Origin of the sequence: Rhodococcus rhodochrous (assembly GCF_900187265.1) — a bacterium.
Taxonomy (GTDB): domain Bacteria; phylum Actinomycetota; class Actinomycetes; order Mycobacteriales; family Mycobacteriaceae; genus Rhodococcus; species Rhodococcus rhodochrous.
The window spans coordinates 2,947,227-2,963,784 of the sequence record NZ_LT906450.1; the positions used below are offsets into that span (position 1 = coordinate 2,947,227).

The 16,558-nt window shown below is 70.1% G+C and carries 18 protein-coding genes and 1 tRNA gene; 3 read left to right on the forward strand and 16 right to left on the reverse strand.

The window, feature by feature from the left end; translation table 11 throughout:
- The 4 genes from CKW34_RS13535 to CKW34_RS13550 all read right to left on the reverse strand — a co-directional run bounded on the left by CKW34_RS13535 (position 1) and on the right by CKW34_RS13550 (position 2,555).
- A complete protein-coding gene (locus CKW34_RS13535; protein ID WP_006552743.1) occupies positions 1-360 on the reverse strand; it encodes a small basic family protein in 360 nt (119 codons plus the stop codon).
- Positions 357-1,220, reverse strand: a complete 864-nt coding sequence (locus CKW34_RS13540) for a DUF881 domain-containing protein (RefSeq protein WP_059384132.1) — start codon at positions 1,218-1,220, stop codon at positions 357-359. The genes CKW34_RS13535 and CKW34_RS13540 overlap by 4 nt, the downstream gene beginning before the upstream one ends.
- 4 nt (positions 1,221-1,224) lie before the next feature.
- Positions 1,225-1,827 (reverse strand): CDP-alcohol phosphatidyltransferase family protein, encoded by a 603-nt coding sequence (locus tag CKW34_RS13545; protein ID WP_006552741.1) that lies wholly within the window; start codon positions 1,825-1,827, stop codon positions 1,225-1,227.
- A 110-nt stretch (positions 1,828-1,937) separates the two neighbouring features.
- On the reverse strand, positions 1,938-2,555 hold the full coding sequence (locus tag CKW34_RS13550) for an NUDIX hydrolase (protein WP_059384131.1): 618 nt from the start codon (positions 2,553-2,555) through the stop codon (positions 1,938-1,940).
- A gap of 199 nt (positions 2,556-2,754) precedes the next feature.
- Here CKW34_RS13550 and CKW34_RS13555 point away from each other — a divergent pair, with 199 nt between their 5' ends.
- Positions 2,755-3,783, forward strand: a complete 1,029-nt coding sequence (locus CKW34_RS13555; RefSeq protein ID WP_059384130.1) for a phosphotransferase family protein — start codon at positions 2,755-2,757, stop codon at positions 3,781-3,783.
- Positions 3,784-3,837: 54 nt separating this feature from the next.
- On the forward strand, positions 3,838-4,233 hold the full coding sequence (locus CKW34_RS13560) for an MmcQ/YjbR family DNA-binding protein (protein WP_059384129.1): 396 nt from the start codon (positions 3,838-3,840) through the stop codon (positions 4,231-4,233).
- Positions 4,234-4,254: 21 nt separating this feature from the next.
- On the opposite strand, the gene CKW34_RS13565 is transcribed toward CKW34_RS13560, so the two are convergent.
- Positions 4,255-4,671: a VOC family protein gene (locus CKW34_RS13565; protein WP_059384128.1), complete on the reverse strand. Its 417-nt coding sequence runs from the start codon at positions 4,669-4,671 to the stop codon at positions 4,255-4,257.
- A 123-nt stretch (positions 4,672-4,794) separates the two neighbouring features.
- Positions 4,795-5,466, reverse strand: a complete 672-nt coding sequence (locus tag CKW34_RS13570; protein ID WP_059384127.1) for an NAD(P)-dependent oxidoreductase — start codon at positions 5,464-5,466, stop codon at positions 4,795-4,797.
- Between the two features lie 153 nt (positions 5,467-5,619).
- Between CKW34_RS13570 and CKW34_RS13575 the strand changes: the two genes are divergently transcribed.
- A complete protein-coding gene (locus CKW34_RS13575; RefSeq protein ID WP_059384126.1) occupies positions 5,620-6,609 on the forward strand; it encodes an AraC family transcriptional regulator in 990 nt (329 codons plus the stop codon).
- Positions 6,610-6,804: 195 nt separating this feature from the next.
- On the opposite strand, the gene CKW34_RS13580 is transcribed toward CKW34_RS13575, so the two are convergent.
- The 10 genes from CKW34_RS13580 to CKW34_RS13625 form a co-directional block, all read right to left on the reverse strand.
- Positions 6,805-6,878, reverse strand: a tRNA-Pro gene (locus CKW34_RS13580).
- A 97-nt stretch (positions 6,879-6,975) separates the two neighbouring features.
- Positions 6,976-8,406 (reverse strand): ribosome biogenesis GTPase Der, encoded by a 1,431-nt coding sequence (gene der, locus CKW34_RS13585; RefSeq protein WP_016695593.1) that lies wholly within the window; start codon positions 8,404-8,406, stop codon positions 6,976-6,978.
- Complete coding sequence (gene cmk / locus CKW34_RS13590; protein WP_059384194.1) at positions 8,403-9,065, reverse strand: (d)CMP kinase; 663 nt, start codon at positions 9,063-9,065, stop codon at positions 8,403-8,405. The genes der and cmk overlap by 4 nt, the downstream gene beginning before the upstream one ends.
- A gap of 32 nt (positions 9,066-9,097) precedes the next feature.
- Positions 9,098-10,330, reverse strand: coding sequence for a pseudouridine synthase (locus CKW34_RS24680; protein WP_231921733.1), 1,233 nt, complete (start codon positions 10,328-10,330; stop codon positions 9,098-9,100).
- Positions 10,331-10,340: 10 nt separating this feature from the next.
- Positions 10,341-10,973, reverse strand: coding sequence for an SMC-Scp complex subunit ScpB (gene scpB, locus CKW34_RS13600; protein ID WP_059384193.1), 633 nt, complete (start codon positions 10,971-10,973; stop codon positions 10,341-10,343).
- 152 nt (positions 10,974-11,125) lie between these two features.
- Positions 11,126-11,959, reverse strand: coding sequence for a segregation and condensation protein A (locus CKW34_RS13605; RefSeq protein ID WP_059384192.1), 834 nt, complete (start codon positions 11,957-11,959; stop codon positions 11,126-11,128).
- A gap of 68 nt (positions 11,960-12,027) precedes the next feature.
- On the reverse strand, positions 12,028-13,011 hold the full coding sequence (locus CKW34_RS13610) for a ParA family protein (protein WP_370670873.1): 984 nt from the start codon (positions 13,009-13,011) through the stop codon (positions 12,028-12,030).
- Between the two features lie 134 nt (positions 13,012-13,145).
- Positions 13,146-14,117, reverse strand: coding sequence for a site-specific tyrosine recombinase XerD (xerD, locus tag CKW34_RS13615; protein ID WP_059384124.1), 972 nt, complete (start codon positions 14,115-14,117; stop codon positions 13,146-13,148).
- Positions 14,118-14,120: 3 nt separating this feature from the next.
- Positions 14,121-14,747 carry an NUDIX domain-containing protein gene (locus CKW34_RS13620; RefSeq protein WP_059384123.1) on the reverse strand — a complete coding sequence of 209 codons (627 nt, stop codon included), beginning with the start codon at positions 14,745-14,747 and terminating at the stop codon, positions 14,121-14,123.
- Positions 14,748-14,752: 5 nt separating this feature from the next.
- Positions 14,753-16,507, reverse strand: a complete 1,755-nt coding sequence (locus CKW34_RS13625; protein ID WP_080968395.1) for a CTP synthase — start codon at positions 16,505-16,507, stop codon at positions 14,753-14,755.
- Positions 16,508-16,558 lie beyond the last annotated feature (51 nt).

Below are 16,558 nucleotides of genomic sequence, written 5' to 3' on the forward strand. Positions count from 1 at the left end.
TCAGGCTCCGAACAGGCGACGACGCAGGGCGGCAGCGTTTCCGAAGATGCGGATGCCGAGGACGACGATGACCGCGGTCGACAGCTGGGTGCCCACGCCGAGCTGGTCGCCGAGCCACACGATCAGTGCGGCGACGAGGACGTTGAAGACGAACGACACCACGAACACCTTCGCGTCGAAGATGTCGTCGAGATAGGCGCGCAGCCCGCCGAAGACCGTGTCGAGTGCGGCGACCACCGCGATGGGCAGGTAGGGCTGCACGACGTCGGGTACCTGTGGGCTGAACACGATTCCGGCGCCGATCCCGATCGCCAGTGCGAGCACCGCGTAGAGCGCGTGACCGTGTTCGAGTCGCTTCACCTGTACCCCGTTTCTCCGCTGCTGCCGAGCTTCCGGACCGTGGCGGCCGGAAGCTCGAGATCGTCCTCCTCGGTGAGGGCGAATCCCACCCCGTAGAGCTGTCGGATCCCCGCAATGCGCAGGTAGGCGTCGCTGACGACGAAGGACGTCTGCAGCCGGGACGGAGATCCCACCGCCGAGACCGTGTACGGGGAGAATACGGGCCGGTTGTCGACGAGCATCGCTCCCCCGGCCTGCCGGATGGTGACGCCGGGACCGACCCGTACGCCACCGACCTCGATGGCCTCCGCCCCGGCCGCCCACAGCGCGTTGACAACCGATTGCAGGTCGCGGTCGAGGACGAGCGCGGTGGGCCGGTCCTCGAGTCGCGTCGCATCCGACAGGTTCGGGCGTGCGGCGGGTTCGGTGAGGGTGACCGTGACCCCCGGACCGCGCACGGGTGTCGCCGCGGCCGCGGTCTCGGCATCGCGGAGTTCGTCGAGGACGCTCGCGCCGTCACCTCCGTCGGAGAACAGGGCGGTGCGTCGTTCGTCGATCGCGGCGCCGAGTTCATCGCGCCGAGCGGTGAGCGCGGCGATGCGTTCGTCCCCTGCGCGGAGGGAATCGAGGATCTCGGCGCGGGTGCTGTCGGTGCCTGCCTGCACGTCGGCGTTCTGCGCGTACGCGACGCCGATCACGAGGCCGGCGAGGAGAACTCCGGCGCCGAGCCACGCGCGCGAAGCCCGCGGTGAGGTGCTCGGCCGCCCTGCGGCCCGGTCCGCGGCGGACGCGGCGTAGCCGGGGTCGAGATGGTCCTCGAGGAGTGACTTCAGGAGCGAGGGCACCGGATTGCGCCGGATGCGTTCCCACGCGCGGCTCATCGGATCACCGTCCGGCCGGCACGATCCGTGCCGTCACGACGGCCTGCCCGAGGTACAGCAGTCCGGTCCACACGTACAGCACGGTCCCCCAGATCAGGGCAGCCCAACCGAGCGGGCCGGTGATCGGCTCCGAGGCGGGCACGGCGACGGCCCCGAGCATCAGCGGCAGCGCGCACATGAGCAGGAAGGTCGCGCCCTTGCCGAGGTAGAGCACGTCCGGCGGGGGCAGTTCCCGGCGCCGGTAGACGGCCAGGGTCGGGGCCAGGACGAGTTCGCGGCCGACGAGGATCACCGCGATCCACCAGGGCACGATGTCGCGCGCCACGAGGGCGACGAGGGTGGCCACGATGTAGAGGCGGTCGACGGCGGGATCGAGGAGGGCGCCCAGGCGGGAGGTCTGATCGAGCAGGCGGGCGAGTTTGCCGTCGGCCCAGTCGGTGATGCTGCTCGCGGCCAGCAGGATGAGCGCCCAGACGTCGGCGTGGGCGACGAGGACGAGATAGAGGAAGACTGGCACACCCAGAAGCCGTACGAAGCTGAGGACGTTCGGCACGGTGAGGATGCGGTCCGATCCGCGCGCGTCGGCGGTTCCGGTCGCATCGGTCATGGTGGGCCGCTCCGTGTTCTCGTGAGGTCGTTCTCGTCGTGCCCTCGCGGAGTTCCGTTCGGGCGCGGAGTCCAGCCTTCCACAGCCGCGCGACCGGAGATTCCGGGGTGTCAGCGCCAGGCGAAGACCGGCTGCTCGAGACCGTCGATGCGGGTGGCCCGCCGGCGCAGCACGACCTCGCGGAACTGGTAGACCACCGCAGCGGTCGGTGCGTGCACCAGGTGACCGCGGAAGGGCCACTGGATCACCGGCTTGTCGGATTCGGGGATGGAGACGAAGCGCGGATCGACATCGAGTTCGTCGGTGGTGACGGCGAAGAGCACGTCGACCTCGTCGGGGCTGGGCTTCAGATCGGTCACGGCGGTGTCCGACCACACGACGAACGGCGACATGACGTAACCGGAGCGGGTGACGTAGTCGTCGAGCCGGCCGAGGACGGTGTCGGACCCGAGGTCGAGACCGAGTTCCTCGTGCAGTTCACGCAGCGCGGCCTCCTCGGGCTGCTCCCCCTCGTCCAGACGCCCGCCCGGCAGCGCGAACTGGCCGGGATGTGCCCGTAGCCGCGTCGGTCGCCGCGTGAGGGGCATGACGGGATTGCCGTTCCCGTCGTCGAGCACCGCCACGACGACGGCTGCGTGCCGGCGGCCGTCGAGCGGCAGTCGACGCGAATCGAACGCGTCCAACGCGTCGCGGACGTTGTCTCGGTCGAGAGGATGAGCATCGGGCATGGGTCGACAGTAGTTCGTCACAACCGCACCGGCGGGTAGGCGCACGTCGTGGCCGGTGCCGGTGATGTGACTGCCCGGCTGGAGATATTCTGAATATTCATAGTTTCCGTTCCGTCCGGATTACCTCTGCGAGGGTGGGAGTTCTCCGGACACGGATCCCCGCCCGCCGTCATAGTGGGAGCCGACGGAAAGGAGCTCGATGAACGACGTGCCCGCCGGCCTCGACCTCGATGCGCTCGATGCCTATCTGCAGAACTCCGCCCCCGACCTGTTCTCCGGTCCCCTCCGCGCCCGCCTGATCAGTGGCGGGCGCTCGAATCTCACCTACGAGGTGACCGACGGCGACCGGCGGCTGGTGCTGCGCCGTCCCCCACTCGGGCACGTCCTCGCCACCGCCCACGACATGGCCCGCGAGTACCGCGTCATCTCCGCACTCGCAGGCACCGCAGTACCGGTCCCCCGCTCGTACCTGCTGTGCGAGGACGATTCGGTCCTCGGCGCGCCCTTCTACCTCATGGATCTGGTCGTGGGCACGCCGTATCGCACCGCGGAGCAACTCGAACCGCTCGGCGCCGAGCGCACGCGCGTGATCTCCGAGCGGATGGTCGACACCCTGGCAGCGCTGCACGCGGTGGACCCGGCCACCGTAGGACTCGAGGACTTCGGCCGCCCCCAGGGCTTCCTCGAGCGGCAGGTGCGGCGCTGGACCACCCAACTCGAGAACTCGCACAGCCGGGACCTCGACGGCGCCGACGAGCTGCACCGGCTGCTCGCCGACAATCTGCCGGGCGACGGCGAGGTCGGCATCGTGCACGGCGACTACCGCCTCGACAACGTCCTCGTCGACGACGACGACAAGGTGGTCGCGGTGCTGGACTGGGAGATGGCCACGCTCGGCGATCCCCTCACCGATGTGGCGTTGCTGCTGGTCTACCAGCGGCTGGCACGGGAGGACACGGGGTTCCCCGTCTCGACGGTGTCCCGCGCTCCGGGTTTCCTCGGCGACGACGAACTGCTCGCGCGATACGAGGCCGCCGGTGGACGCGACCTGTCGGACATGGCGTTCCATCTCGCCCTCGCCTACTACAAGCTCGCGGTGATCCTCGAGGGCATCTACTTCCGGTTCCGTCAGGGCAAGACGGTCGGCGAAGGGTTCGAGAAACTCGGCCACGGTGTCGAACCGCTGTTGCACGGCGGTATCGATGCGCTGAAGAGCCGGAAGAGTTGATCCCGAGGAGTTGATCCCGCGGCTGATGTCGGAGGCGCTCGGTACGCTCCGCTCATGCCGCATCCGGTGATGTTCGACGAGGCGGATCCCCTGCTCGCCCGTGTGCGCTCGCTCGCGCTGGCCCTGCCCGGCGCCTCCGAGAGGATCTCGCACGGCCGTCCGTTCTTCTCCACCCGGACGGCCTTCGCGGTCTACGGAGGCGGCGAGAAGGGCACCCGCGCACCGTTTCCCCGCTCCCTCATCGTCAAGCCCGACGAGGAGGAGCGCCGCGCGCTGCTCGAGGAACCGCACACCTACGTGCCGATGTATTTCGGACCGTCCGGGTGGGTCGGATACGACCTCGCCCGTCCGGAGGTGGACTGGGACGAGGTCGCCGAGCTGCTCGACATGTCCTATCGGCAGACCGCGCCCCCGAAGCTGGTGCGCGAACTCGACGCCCGCCTCGGCTGACGGGCGCCGAACGGCGCGGGTTCAGCCCTGCTGGTCGCCGATGCTGACCATCCACGACACGCCGAAGCGATCGGTGCACATGCCGAACAGATCGCCCCACGGGGCACGCTCGAGCGGCATGTCGACGCGACCGTCCGCGGTCAGTGCGTCCCACCAACCCCGGAGCACGCTCTCGTCGTCCCCACTGAGCGAGAGCGAGAAGTTCGTGCCGGGCGTGTAGCCCGTTCCCTGCGGGGTGTCCGAGGCCATGAGCACGAAACCGCGGTCGGTGGTGAGCATCGAGTGCATCACCTTCGCGTTCTCGCTCGGATCGTCCCAGTCGTGCATGTCGCCGAATGTGCTCACCGTCAGCTCACCACCTAACACCGACCTGTAGAACTCCATGGCCTCGCGTGCGGAATCGCGGAATGCGAGATAGGGATTGAATCGTGTGGTCATCGTGGTCCTTTCGCGGGTGCCGTAGGGCACGGATGGTGCCGCACGAAGAATGACCGTCCGCCGACGCATTTCTCATCGTGGACGGTGCGCACCCCGCTCCGGGAGCGTTCGGCGCGATCCGTGTCAGGAGACCGCCACTGTGGCGCGGGCGTACTCGGGTCGGTCGACCAGATCGGCCAGCACGCGCCCGACCGCACGTCGCGGGATCGCCCACGACGAGACGTCGCCGTCGGACACCGTTGCCTCGGCGTCGTCGCCGTCGGTGAGGTTCACCGGCTGCACGATGGTCCAGTCGAGATCGCTGGAGCGCACGAGGGCGTCCTGACGTTCGGTATCGGCGATCTGCGGGCCCAGCAGCGCCCGGAACATCAGGCGGTACCGGGCGGGAAGCCGGTCGCGGGTCGGGCCCGTGCCGTACGACGTCTGGACGATCAGGCGCCGCACGCCGTGCCGTCGCATGGCGTCGACGACGGTGCGGGTGCCGCGCGAGCGCACGTCGAGAGGTGTGCGGGCGGGCCCGCGCAGACGTACCCGCACCGGGTTCTCGCGGATGCCGAGTGTGACCACTACGGCTTCCTGCCCGTGCACGGCGCGTTCGACGTCGGAGTCGCGGACGGCGTCGCCGGTCACGACCGTGACGCGATCCCCGGACGACCCGGCGGTGTCGGAGGTGCCGAACAATTCGGCGGTGTCGGGATTGCGGACGAGTGCGGTGACGTCGTGTCCGCGGTCGAGCAGGGCGGAGACCGCGGCGCGTCCCGAACCTCCGGTCGCCCCGATGACCAGAACCTTCATGGTGTCCTCACAATCTCTGTGGTGCAGCGGATTTCGTCTACGAGTCCACGCTAGGGAGCCGGTGGCGGACGTTCCATGCCCGTCCGTCCCGGTTTCCTGCCCGTTCGTCCCGCTCCCCTGGACGTACGGGCGTGCGGGCGCGATCGTGGGAGCGTGACCGACCAGGATCGTGGAACGACCTATCCCTGGACACCCGGAGAACCGCTCGCGGAGGTTCTGCACCTGCTGCGGATGCGCGGAGTGTTCTACTGCCGGTCGGAGGTGAGCGCTCCGTGGGCCCTGGAGATGCCGGCTTTCGAGGACTGCGCCAGTTTCCACGTGGTGGTCTCCGGGGAGGCGGTGCTCGATGTGCCGCGCGCCGACGAGAATGCGGTGCGACTCGTGCCCGGTGATCTCGCGGTGGTGCCGCACGGAGCCGGGCACGTGATCCGCAGCGAACCGGCGCCGCTGCATGCGGGACGGGTGGATCTGTTGCCGCAGGAGATGATCGGCGAGCACTGCTCGGTGCTGCGGTACGGCGGCGGCGGTGACCGCACCGTGCTGGTGTGCGGGATCGTGGAGTTCGGGCATCCGACGGCCCGGCGCCTGATGCGGTCGCTGCCGCCGGTGCTGCGCTCCGGCACCGCCGCGGCCTCCCGCGGGGGCGCTGTGCGCTTCCTGCTCGATCTGATGGCCGAGGAGGCCGCGCGGATGCGGCCGGGTGGTGAGGCGGTTCTGACGCGACTGGCGGATGTTCTGGTGATCCTCGCGATGCGCGAATGGATGGACTCCGGGGCGGCGGATCGCAGCGGTTGGCTTCTCGCACTGCGCGACCCGCACATCGGTCGCGCGCTGGCGGCGGTGCACCGTGCCCCGGAGCATCCGTGGACGGTGGCGTCGCTGGCGCACGAGGCCGCGATGTCCCGGTCGGCGTTCGCGGCGCACTTCACGGACCTCGTGGGTGAACCCGCGATGCAGTACGTGACGCGGTGGCGGATGGAGTCCGCGCTGACGGCACTGCGTGAGGGCGCCTCGGTGGCGGAACTGGCGGCACGATCCGGTTACGAGTCGGAGGCGGCGTTCGCGCGGGCGTTCAAGAGGATGACGGGGCTGACGCCTGGGTCGGCGCGCCGAGCCGTCCCGAATGCGACGACACCCCGGTGAGGTGGGTCCGGGTGTCGATCGTGTCGGGTTCGGGGCGCCGGGCTCAGAAGGACCAGATCTCGTTCCGTCATCGCCTTCACGGGCGGAGATGGGCGCATCTGCCCACAGGAACCAGCGCCGACACGTCCCTACAACCGACACGGCTCCACAGACGAAAAAATCCCTTCCGACCGGAGTCGGAAGGGATTTTCACTGTCGGGCTGACAGGATTTGAACCTGCGACCACTTGACCCCCAGTCAAGTGCGCTACCAAGCTGCGCCACAGCCCGTCCGCGCTCTCTCCGAGCGCTCTCAGAGATTACAACAGGAACGGACCGAAACACTAATCGGCTGGTCAGCGCGTTTTCACGACCGGGCGCCGGGAGCTCACTTGCGACGGTCGCGCTTCTCCCGCACACGCACCGAGATCCGAACGGGGCTGCCGTCGAAGTTGAACTCCTCACGCAGACGACGCTCGAGGAAGCGGCGGTAGCCGGCCTCGAGGAAGCCTGTCGTGAACAGCACGAAGGTCGGCGGGCGGGTGGCCGCCTGGGTGGCGAACAGCACCCGGGGCAGGCGACCGCCACGCATCGGCGGCGGAGTCGCGGCCACGACCTCCTTGAGCCACGAGTTCAGGCGTCCGGTCGAGATGCGCTTGTCCCACGACTCGAGCGCGGTCTCCATGGCCGGGACGAGCTTCTGCACGGCGCGACCGGTCTTGGCGGAGATGTTCACCCGCGACGCCCACGGCACCCGCAACAGGTCCCGGTCGATCTCGCGGCCGAGTTCGTAGCGGCGGTCCTCGTCGACGAGATCCCACTTGTTGAACGCGATCACCAGGGCGCGACCGGACTCGACGACCATCGTGATGACCCGCTGGTCCTGCTCGGTGATGGGCTGAGAGGCGTCGATGAGCAACACCGCCACCTCGGCCGCATCGATCGCACCCCGCGTGCGCAGGGAGGCGTAGAACTCGGCGCCGGACGCACTGTTGACGCGCTTGCGCAGACCGGCGGTGTCGACGAACCGCCACGGCTTGCCGCCGAGCTCGACGATCGAGTCCACCGGGTCGACGGTGGTGCCGGCGATGTCGTGCACCACCGATCGCTCGTCACCGGCGAGCTTGTTGAGCAGGCTCGACTTGCCGACGTTCGGCTTGCCCACCAGCGCGACGCGGCGAGGTCCTTCCCCGCCGGTGCCCTCACGGGGCGTGGCCGGCAGCTTGGCGAGAAGCTCGTCGAGCAGGTCGCCGGTGCCGCGGCCGTGAGTGGCCGATACCGAGTAGGGCTGGCCGAGTCCGAGGGACCACAGGGCTGCGGCTTCGGACTCGACGCGGTCGTCGTCGACCTTGTTCGCCACGAGCAGCACCGGTGTCTTGGACCGGCGCAGCACCTTCGCGACGGCCTCGTCGACGCTGGTGGCGCCCACGGTGGCGTCGACGACGACGAGGATCGCGTCGGCGGTGCGCATCGCGACCTCCGCCTGGCGGGCCACGGACTGCTGCATGCCCTTCGCGTCAGGCTCCCATCCGCCGGTGTCCTGCACCATGAATCGGCGGCCGTTCCACGACGCCTCGTACGAGACGCGGTCGCGGGTGACGCCCGGGACGTCCTCGACGACCGCTTCGCGTCGGCCGATGATGCGGTTGACCAGGGTGGACTTGCCGACGTTCGGTCGGCCGACCACGGCGACGGTCGGGACCGGGACGAACTCCTCGAGGTCGCCACCCTCGGCGAACTCGATGTCCCAGTCGCCTTCTTCCGACCAGGTGCCGTCGCCGTCGAACCCGGTGTAATCGGTGCTCAGGTCGTCGCTCACAGCTTCGCTCCAGTCTGCTCGGCGACCACCGCGAGCAGCGCGGCGATCACCTCGTCGATGTTCATGTCGCTGGTGTCCACGACGACCGCGTCGTCCGCCGCGCGCAGCGGGGACACCGCGCGGGTGGAGTCGAGGTGGTCGCGGCGCTGCACCGCAGCGAGGACCGCCTCGTAGTCGTCGCCGCGACCCTCGGCAATGTTCTGGTTGTTGCGCCGGTGCGCGCGGGCCTCCGCCGAGGCGGTGAGGAAGATCTTCACGTCCGCGTCGGGGAAGACGACCGTGCCGATGTCGCGTCCTTCGATCACGACGCGGTGCTCGGCGCGGCCGAGCCGCTGCTGCGCCTCGACGAGCAGGGTGCGCACCTCGGGCACGGCGGAGACCGCGGAGACCGCGGCCGTGACCTCGGCGCCGCGGATGATCTCGCGCACGTCGTCCCCGTCGAGACGGATGTCCTCGACGGTGGGGTCGGTGCCGATCGACCACGGCAGGTCGGCGGTGACCGCGGCGATCGCCGCCGGATCGGTCAGATCGGTGCCGCGGCGCAGGGCGTGCAGGGTCGCGATGCGGTACATCGCGCCGGTGTCGAGATAGGCGGCCCCGAGATGCTGCGCGAGCCGCTTGGAGACGGTGGACTTGCCCGTGCCCGACGGGCCGTCCATCGCGACGACCAGCGCGTCGGCCGGTGCGGCGGTCACAGCTTCACCGCCTGGTACAGGCCACCGACCTCGTTGCGGCCGAGGACACGGAGGGTGCCGGGACGCTGGTCGCCGAGCGCCACGGGACCGATGTTGGTGCGCACGAGCCGGATCACGGGGAAACCGACCGCATCGAGCAGGCGCCGCACGATGTGCTTGCGGCCCTCGTGCAGCACGAGGCGCACGAGCGACTGGCCCTCGTGGACCTCGAGCAGCGAGAACTCGTCGACGGAGGCGGGTCCGTCCTCGAGTTCGATGCCGGCCTTGAGCTGCTTGCCGACACCACGGGCGAGCACACCCTTGACGGTCGCCAGGTAGGTCTTGGGCACCTCGAAGGACGGGTGCATCAACCGGTGCGCGAGTTCACCGTCGTTGGTGAGCAGCAGCAGACCTTCGGTGTCGGCGTCGAGACGACCGACATGGAACAGGCGCTGTCCGGCGGCGACGCGTTCGGAGACGATGTCACCGACGCAGGGACGGCCGAGGTCGTCGGACATCGTGGACTGCCAGCCGCGGGGCTTGTTCAGCACGAGGTGCACGAGATCCTTGTTGATGACGACGCGCACGCCGTCGACCCGGATCACCGCGTTCTCCGGGTCCACACGCAGACCCTGCTCGACGACGATACTGCCGTCGACCTCGACGCGACCTGCGGCGATGAGTTCCTCGGCGGCGCGGCGCGAGGCGACGCCGGCCTGGGCGAGCACCTTCTGCAGCCGCACGCCTTCACCGGCGGGCAGCTGGGCGGGGCCGGCTTCACGGTGCTGGTGCCGCGCGGGACGGGCGTTGCTCACGGTCGGAACGACGCGCTGCGCCGCGCGCTTGGCGGCAGGCTTGGCGCCGGGACGACCGGGCTTGCCGGTCGAGGTGCCCTTGCGGTGCGGCTTGCGGCCGGCGGCCGGCTGGGCCGGTTTGCGGCCACCTGCCGACTGGGCCGGCTTGCGGCCCGCGGCCGACTGGCCGGGAGTGGCCCGGCGATCGGAGCGGGATGAGTCGGTGCGCTCCCCCGAACGGGGAGCCCCTGCGCGCCCCGAACGGGGAGCTTCGGTACGTCCGCTGGAACGCGGTGCTTCGGTGCGTCCTCCGGAACGCGGTGCTTCGGTGCGCCCTCCGGAACGCGGTGCCTCCGCGCGTCCCGAGCGGGATCCCCCGGCGTTGCGCGCATTCGCGCTGCGGGGATTGTTTCTTCTACGGTCCGGTGTGCCATCACGGCGAGCGGGTGTATTCACTTGGTTCCTGTCAGTTCTCTGGATCGAACTCCGCGGGCGAGAGAGTCTCGGGACGCGCGTTCCTACCCATTCTCTCAAATCGTGGGTCCGACTCGAGACTGTCGGCGATGTCGTCGATCACATCGACATCGGGCAGAAGCGGCGCAACGGGCGGAAGATCCTGCAGAGACGCCAGGCCGAGGCGTTCGAGGAACAGCTCCGTGGTGACGTAGAGCGTGCCGCCGGTCTCCGGATCGGTGCCCGCCTCGGCGATCAGATCCCGCGCCAGCAGGGTGCGCATCACCCCGTCGACGTTGACGCCACGCACGGCACCGACGCGACTGCGCGTCACCGGTTGCCGGTAGGCGATCACCGCGAGCGTCTCGAGTGCGGCGCGGGTGAGCTTCGTGCGCGCGCCGCCCTGCAGCAGCTTCTCGACGTAGGGCGCGAAATCGCGGCGGGTGTAGAAACGCCAACCGTCGCCGGCGAACCGCAGGTCGATGCCGGAGCCGCGCGCGGTGAGGTCCTGCGCGAGACGCCGCAGCGCGGCCTCCGCACGGTCGGCGGTGACCCCGATGGCGGTCGCGAGCTGCTCGGTCGGCGCCGGGGTGTCGACGACGAGCAACAGCGCCTCGAGTGCTGCGGTGAGTTCGTCGTCGGCGATCTCGAGAAGTTCCCCGTCCCACGCGCGCTCCGGCGCGGCAGTATCGTCCGCGCGCTCCGGCGCAGCACTGTCGTCCCCGCGCTCCCGAGCGGTGTCGTCCGTGTTCTGGGGTGCAGTGTCGTCCGCGTGCCCCCGCGCGACGGTGTCGTCGCTCACCCGTAGTCCTCCTCGAAATCGATGGCCTCCCCGTCGGTCTCCCCCGTCCACGCGACCTGCAGGTGTCCGAGGGGGTCGGGTTGTTCGAAGGTGACGGCGCGTTCGCGGTAGAGCTCGAGCAGCGCGAGGAACCGGGCGACGACGAGCAGCCCGAGATCACAGTCGGCGACGAGCTCGTCGAATCCGACCCAGACACCGGCGCCGCGGGCGCGCAGCAGACCGAGGATGTGGGCGGCCTGTTCGGGAACCGACACCTTCGGGGTGTGCAGGTGGTCGAGGCCGACGGTCGGGGGCGGCTTGGGCCGGAACGCCGCGGCCGCGATCTCGGCGAAGCGGTGCGCGTCGACGCCGAGCACGACCTCGGGAACGAGATTCTCGTAACGCTCCTCGAGCGACACAGCGCGCGGATAGCGGCGCAGGGCCGCGGCCTCGAGTGCGGCGAACTGTTCGGCGATCTGCTTGTAGGCCCGGTACTGCAGCAGACGCGCGAACAGCAGGTCGCGGGCCTCGAGCAGGGCGAGGTCCTCGGGGTCGTCGACCTCGCCGGCGGGCAGCAGCCGGGCGGCCTTGAGGTCGAGCAGGGTCGCGGCGACGACCAGGAACTCGGTGGTCTGGTCGAGGCCGAGTTCGGGGCCGAGTTTGCGGGTGTAGGCGATGAAGTCGTCGGTGACCTCGTGGAGAGCCACCTCGGTGACGTCGAGGCGACGCTGCGAGATGAGGGTGAGCAGCAGGTCGAACGGGCCCTCGAAGTTGCGCAGGCGCACGTGGAAGCCCGAGGTGGTCTCCTCGACCTGCGGATCGGCCGGTTCGGTGGGTTCCTCGAGGACCACCGCGTCGACCTCCGCGTCGGGTGCCGTGCCGGTGTCCGCCGAGTCCTGGACGGGAGCGTGCACGGGGCTCAGCGACCGCTCCGGTGGATCACTTCCCGCGCGAGGGCGCGGTACGACTCGGCGCCGGCGGAGGTGGGCGCCCAGCGGGTGATGGGTTCGCCGGCGACGCTGGTCTCGGGGAACTTGACGGTGCGGTTGATGACGGCGTCGTAGACGAGATCGCCGAAGACCTCCACGACCCGCGACATCACCTCACGTCCGTGCAGGGTGCGCTGGTCGAACATGGTGACGAGGATGCCGGCGACGGCGAGCTTCGGGTTGAGCCGGTCGCGGACCTTGGCGACGGTGTCGTTGAGCAGCGCCAGGCCGCGCAGGCTGAAGAACTCGCATTCCATGGGGATGAGCACCGAGTCGGCGCACGCGAGCGCGTTGACGGTGAGCAGTCCGAGCGACGGTTGGCAGTCGACGAGGATGTAGTCGTAGCGGTCGAGCATCGGGTACAGGGCGCGGCCCAGGGCCTGTTCGCGGCCGACCTCGGAGACGAGCTGGATCTCGGCCGCCGACAGGTCGATGTTGCTCGGCAGCAGGTCGAGGCCCTCGACGTGGGTGCGCACGAGCACGTCGTCGGTGGACACCCGTGGTTCGACGAGCAGGTTGTGGACGGTGAGATCGAGATCGTGGTGGGCGACACCGAGTCCGGCGGACAGTGCGCCCTGCGGATCGAGGTCGACGAGCAGGACGCGGCGCCCGTACTCGGCGAGGGACGCCCCGAGGTTGATGGTCGAGGTGGTCTTGCCGACCCCGCCCTTCTGGTTGCACATCGCGATGATGCGGGCCGGTCCGTGGGTGGACAGCGGAACCGGTTCCGGGACGGGACGTCGTGGCCGGCCGGTCGGTCCGAGATCGGGCTCGGCGGCGGGTCCCGCGCTGGTGGTCGGCTCGGTGGTGGACGTTCTGTCGGTGTCCTCGCGGCCGTGTGCGTCGACCGGGACGGTGTTCGGCCGGAGGTGCTCCGGCTCCATGTACGTGGCGGGTGGCCGAGGTGTGCCCACGTTCGGTACTCCCCCTGTCTTGCGACCCAGATGTCTTCTCGTCGACCCGTCGGGTGGCCCGGCGGCTCGTCCCCAGAACGCTACCGCTTCGTCGGCAGGATCACCGCACGGACACGCGTCGGTCGCGGAGTCGGTCATCGTGCGCGCGGATGCGCCTGTGCCCACACTTCACGGAGGGCACCGGCGGTGACCAGGGTGTATATCTGCGTGGTCGTCACAGAAGCATGCCCCAGTAACTCCTGTACCACGCGTACGTCGGCGCCTCCGTCGAGGAGGTGGGTTGCGAACGAGTGCCGCAGCGTGTGCGGGGACACCCCGACGTCGACTCCGGCGCGTTCGGCGGCGGTCTGCAGCACCTTCCACGCGCTCTGCCGGGACAGGCGGCCGCCGCGCGCGTTGAGGAAGACCGCGGCGGTGCGGCCGGTTGCCAGGGCGGGTCGTCCCCGCACGAGATAGGCGTCGAGCGCGCCGAGCGCCGGGCGTCCGACCGGCACGAGGCGTTGTTTGCCGCCCTTGCCGCGCAGCAGCACGGTGCGCGATTCGGTGTCGATGTCGTCGACGTCGAGTCCGACGGCCTCGGAGATGCGGGCGCCGGTGGAGTACAGCAGCTCGAGCAGTGCGCGGTCGCGCAGGCTGCGGGGTCCGTCGGCATCGGGGGCGGCGGCGTCGAGGATCGCGGTGACCTGGTCGACGGTCAGTGCCTTGGGCAGGCGACGTCCGGGCGCCGGGGGTTTGACGGTGCGGGCGACGTCGACCGGGGTCTGTCCTTCGGCGGCGGCGAAGCGGTGCAGGCCGCGCACGGCGATCAGGGCGCGGGCGGCCGAGCTCGCTGCCAGCGCCGGGCGGTTGCGTTCCGGGTCTCCGCGGCGCAGGCTCGCGGCGAAGTCGCTGATGTGGTGTTCGTGCACGTCGGCGAGGTCGCCGATGTGGATGTCGGTGAGGTGTTCGACGTAGCGCAGCAGGTCGCGGCGGTAGGAGGCGAGGGTGTTCGCCGCGACCCCCCGTTCGACGGTCAGGTGCGCGAGATAGGCGTCGAGTTGCCCGGTGAGTGTCGGGGACGGCTGCGGAGCGACCTGCGTGGCGGGACGCTCCTCACCGGGCAGCACCGCTCACCCCTCCGCGCGCGTGCGGGCGAAGGTGGTGGGCCGGTCCGGCCACGGTGCGTCCGGGGCGCGGGTCCCGGTGCCCGTCGCGCGGGCGGTCGCGAACGCGAGGAGACCGGACACCGCGGTGGCGTTGACGATCTCCCCGCGCAGCACCATCGCCACGGCCTCGTCGACGGGCACGCGGCGGACCTCGAGATCGGCCTCCTCGTGCTCGGGTTCGGGCCGGTCGACCTCGCTCAGGCCGCGGGCGGCGAAGACGCGCACGGCTTCGTCGGTGAATCCGGGTGAGAGCGCGATGTCGACGAGCAGTTCCCAGTCGGCGGCGGCCAGGCCGGTCTCCTCGGCGAGTTCGCGGCGGGCGGTGTCGAGGGGGTCCTCGCCGGGTGCGTCGAGCAGTCCGGCGGGCAGTTCCCACAGTCGCCGGCCGAGCGGGTGCCGGTACTGGTGCACGAGTACCACCCGGTCCTGTTCGTCGACGGCCACCACCGCGACCGCGCCGTGGTGTTCGACCACTTCGCGTTCGGCGGTGTGCCCGTCGGGCATCGCCACGTCGTCGACGCGCAGCGACACGATGGCGCCCGTGTAGATCCGCCGGCTCGCCAGGGTGCGGAAGTCGTGTCGCTGCGTCATGTCGACTACTCGGCGTCGCCGGCGGTGGACGTCGACGCGGTCGAGCCGACCGATTCCTCGGAGGTGCCGTTCTCGCCGTGGATGTCGACCGGGAGTCGTTCGGCCGCCTTGTACTGCAGTGCCGCGGCGACGAGGCCGGAGAACAGCGGGTGCGGGCGGGTGGGCCGGCTCTTGAGCTCCGGGTGCGCCTGGGTGGCGACGAAGAACGGATGCGTCTCGGCCGGGTACTCGACGAACTCGACGAGCCGCCCGTCCGGGGAGGTGCCGGAGAACACCAGACCGGACTTGGCGATCTTGTCGCGGTAGGCGTTGTTGACCTCGTAGCGGTGCCGGTGCCGTTCGGAGACCTGCTCGCTGCCGTAGGCCTTGGCCACGACCGAGCCCTTCTTCAGCACGGCCGGGTAGGCGCCCAGTCGCATGGTGCCGCCGAGATCGGCCTCACCGGCGACAGCCTGTTCCTGGTCCGCCATCGTGGAGATCACCGGGGCGGTGGTGTCGGGATCGAACTCGGTGGACGAGGCGTCCTCGATGCCGACCGAGCGGGCGGCCTCGATGACGACGCACTGCAGGCCCAGGCACAGGCCGAGCAGCGGGATCCGGCGGGTGCGGGCGAACCGGATGGCGCCGAGCTTGCCCTCGATGCCGCGGATGCCGAAGCCGCCGGGGATCAGGACGGCGTCGACGTCGCCGAGGTGCTTCTCGGCACCGGCCTCGGTCTCGCACTCGTCGGAGGCGACCCAGCGGATCCTGACCTTCGCGCGGTGCGCGAAACCGCCGGCGCGCAGCGCCTCGGTGACCGACAGGTAGGCATCGGGCAGGTCGATGTACTTGCCGACGAGCGCGACCTCGACGGTCTCTCGGGGGTTGTGGACCCGCTCGAGCAGGTTGCCCCACACGGTCCAGTCGACGTCCCGGAAGGGCAGACCGAGCTGGCGCACGACGTAGGCGTCGAGGCCTTCGCTGTGCAGCACCTTCGGGATGTCGTAGATGCTCGGCGCGTCGGGGCAGGAGATGCAGCCGGCGACGTCGACGTCGCACATCAGCGAGATCTTCGCCTTGAGCGAGGCCGGCACGTCGCGGTCGCAGCGCAGCACGAGCGCGTCGGGCTGGATACCGATGTTGCGCAGTGCGGCCACGGAGTGCTGGGTCGGCTTGGTCTTCAGCTCACCGGACGGCCCGAGATAGGGCACGAGCGAGACGTGCAGGAAGAAGCAGTTGTCGCGGCCGACCTCGTGGCGCACCTGGCGGGCGGCCTCGAGGAAGGGCTGCGACTCGATGTCGCCGACGGTGCCGCCGATCTCGGTGATCACCACGTCGGGGGTCTGCCCCTCGGCGTCGGGTGCGGCCATCGCGAGGATGCGGCGCTTGATCTCGTCGGTGATGTGCGGGATGACCTGCACGGTGTCGCCGAGATACTCGCCGCGGCGTTCCTTGGCGATGACCGTGGAGTACACCTGGCCGGTGGTGACGTTCGCGTCGGCGGACAGGTCGCGGTCGAGGAAGCGCTCGTAGTGGCCGACGTCGAGGTCGGTCTCTGCGCCGTCCTCGGTGACGAAGACCTCACCGTGCTGGAACGGATTCATCGTGCCGGGGTCGACATTGAGGTACGGGTCGAGCTTCTGCATCGTCACGCGCATGCCGCGTGCGGTGAGCAGGGTGCCCAGGCTCGACGCTGTGAGCCCCTTGCCGAGAGAGGACGCGACGCCCCCGCTGACGAAGATGTGCTTGGTAGGGGTACGCGAGTGGCGTGACTGTGGCAAAGAGGCTCCCGTGACGTCAGGTGCAGGACTTTTGGACTGATGCGATACAGC

Coding starts and splice junctions, on each gene's coding strand:
- CKW34_RS13560 (WP_059384129.1), top strand. CDS start 3,838: ATGCCGCATCCGGTGATGTTCGACGAGGCGGATCCCCTGCTCGCCCGT.
- CKW34_RS13565 (WP_059384128.1), bottom strand. CDS start 4,671: ATGACCACACGATTCAATCCCTATCTCGCATTCCGCGATTCCGCACGC.
- CKW34_RS13550 (WP_059384131.1), bottom strand. CDS start 2,555: ATGCCCGATGCTCATCCTCTCGACCGAGACAACGTCCGCGACGCGTTG.
- CKW34_RS13620 (WP_059384123.1), bottom strand. CDS start 14,747: ATGACGCAGCGACACGACTTCCGCACCCTGGCGAGCCGGCGGATCTAC.
- cmk (WP_059384194.1), bottom strand. CDS start 9,065: ATGGACGGCCCGTCGGGCACGGGCAAGTCCACCGTCTCCAAGCGGCTC.
- CKW34_RS13545 (WP_006552741.1), bottom strand. CDS start 1,827: ATGACCGATGCGACCGGAACCGCCGACGCGCGCGGATCGGACCGCATC.
- CKW34_RS13570 (WP_059384127.1), bottom strand. CDS start 5,466: ATGAAGGTTCTGGTCATCGGGGCGACCGGAGGTTCGGGACGCGCCGCG.
- CKW34_RS13555 (WP_059384130.1), top strand. CDS start 2,755: ATGAACGACGTGCCCGCCGGCCTCGACCTCGATGCGCTCGATGCCTAT.
- CKW34_RS13540 (WP_059384132.1), bottom strand. CDS start 1,220: ATGAGCCGCGCGTGGGAACGCATCCGGCGCAATCCGGTGCCCTCGCTC.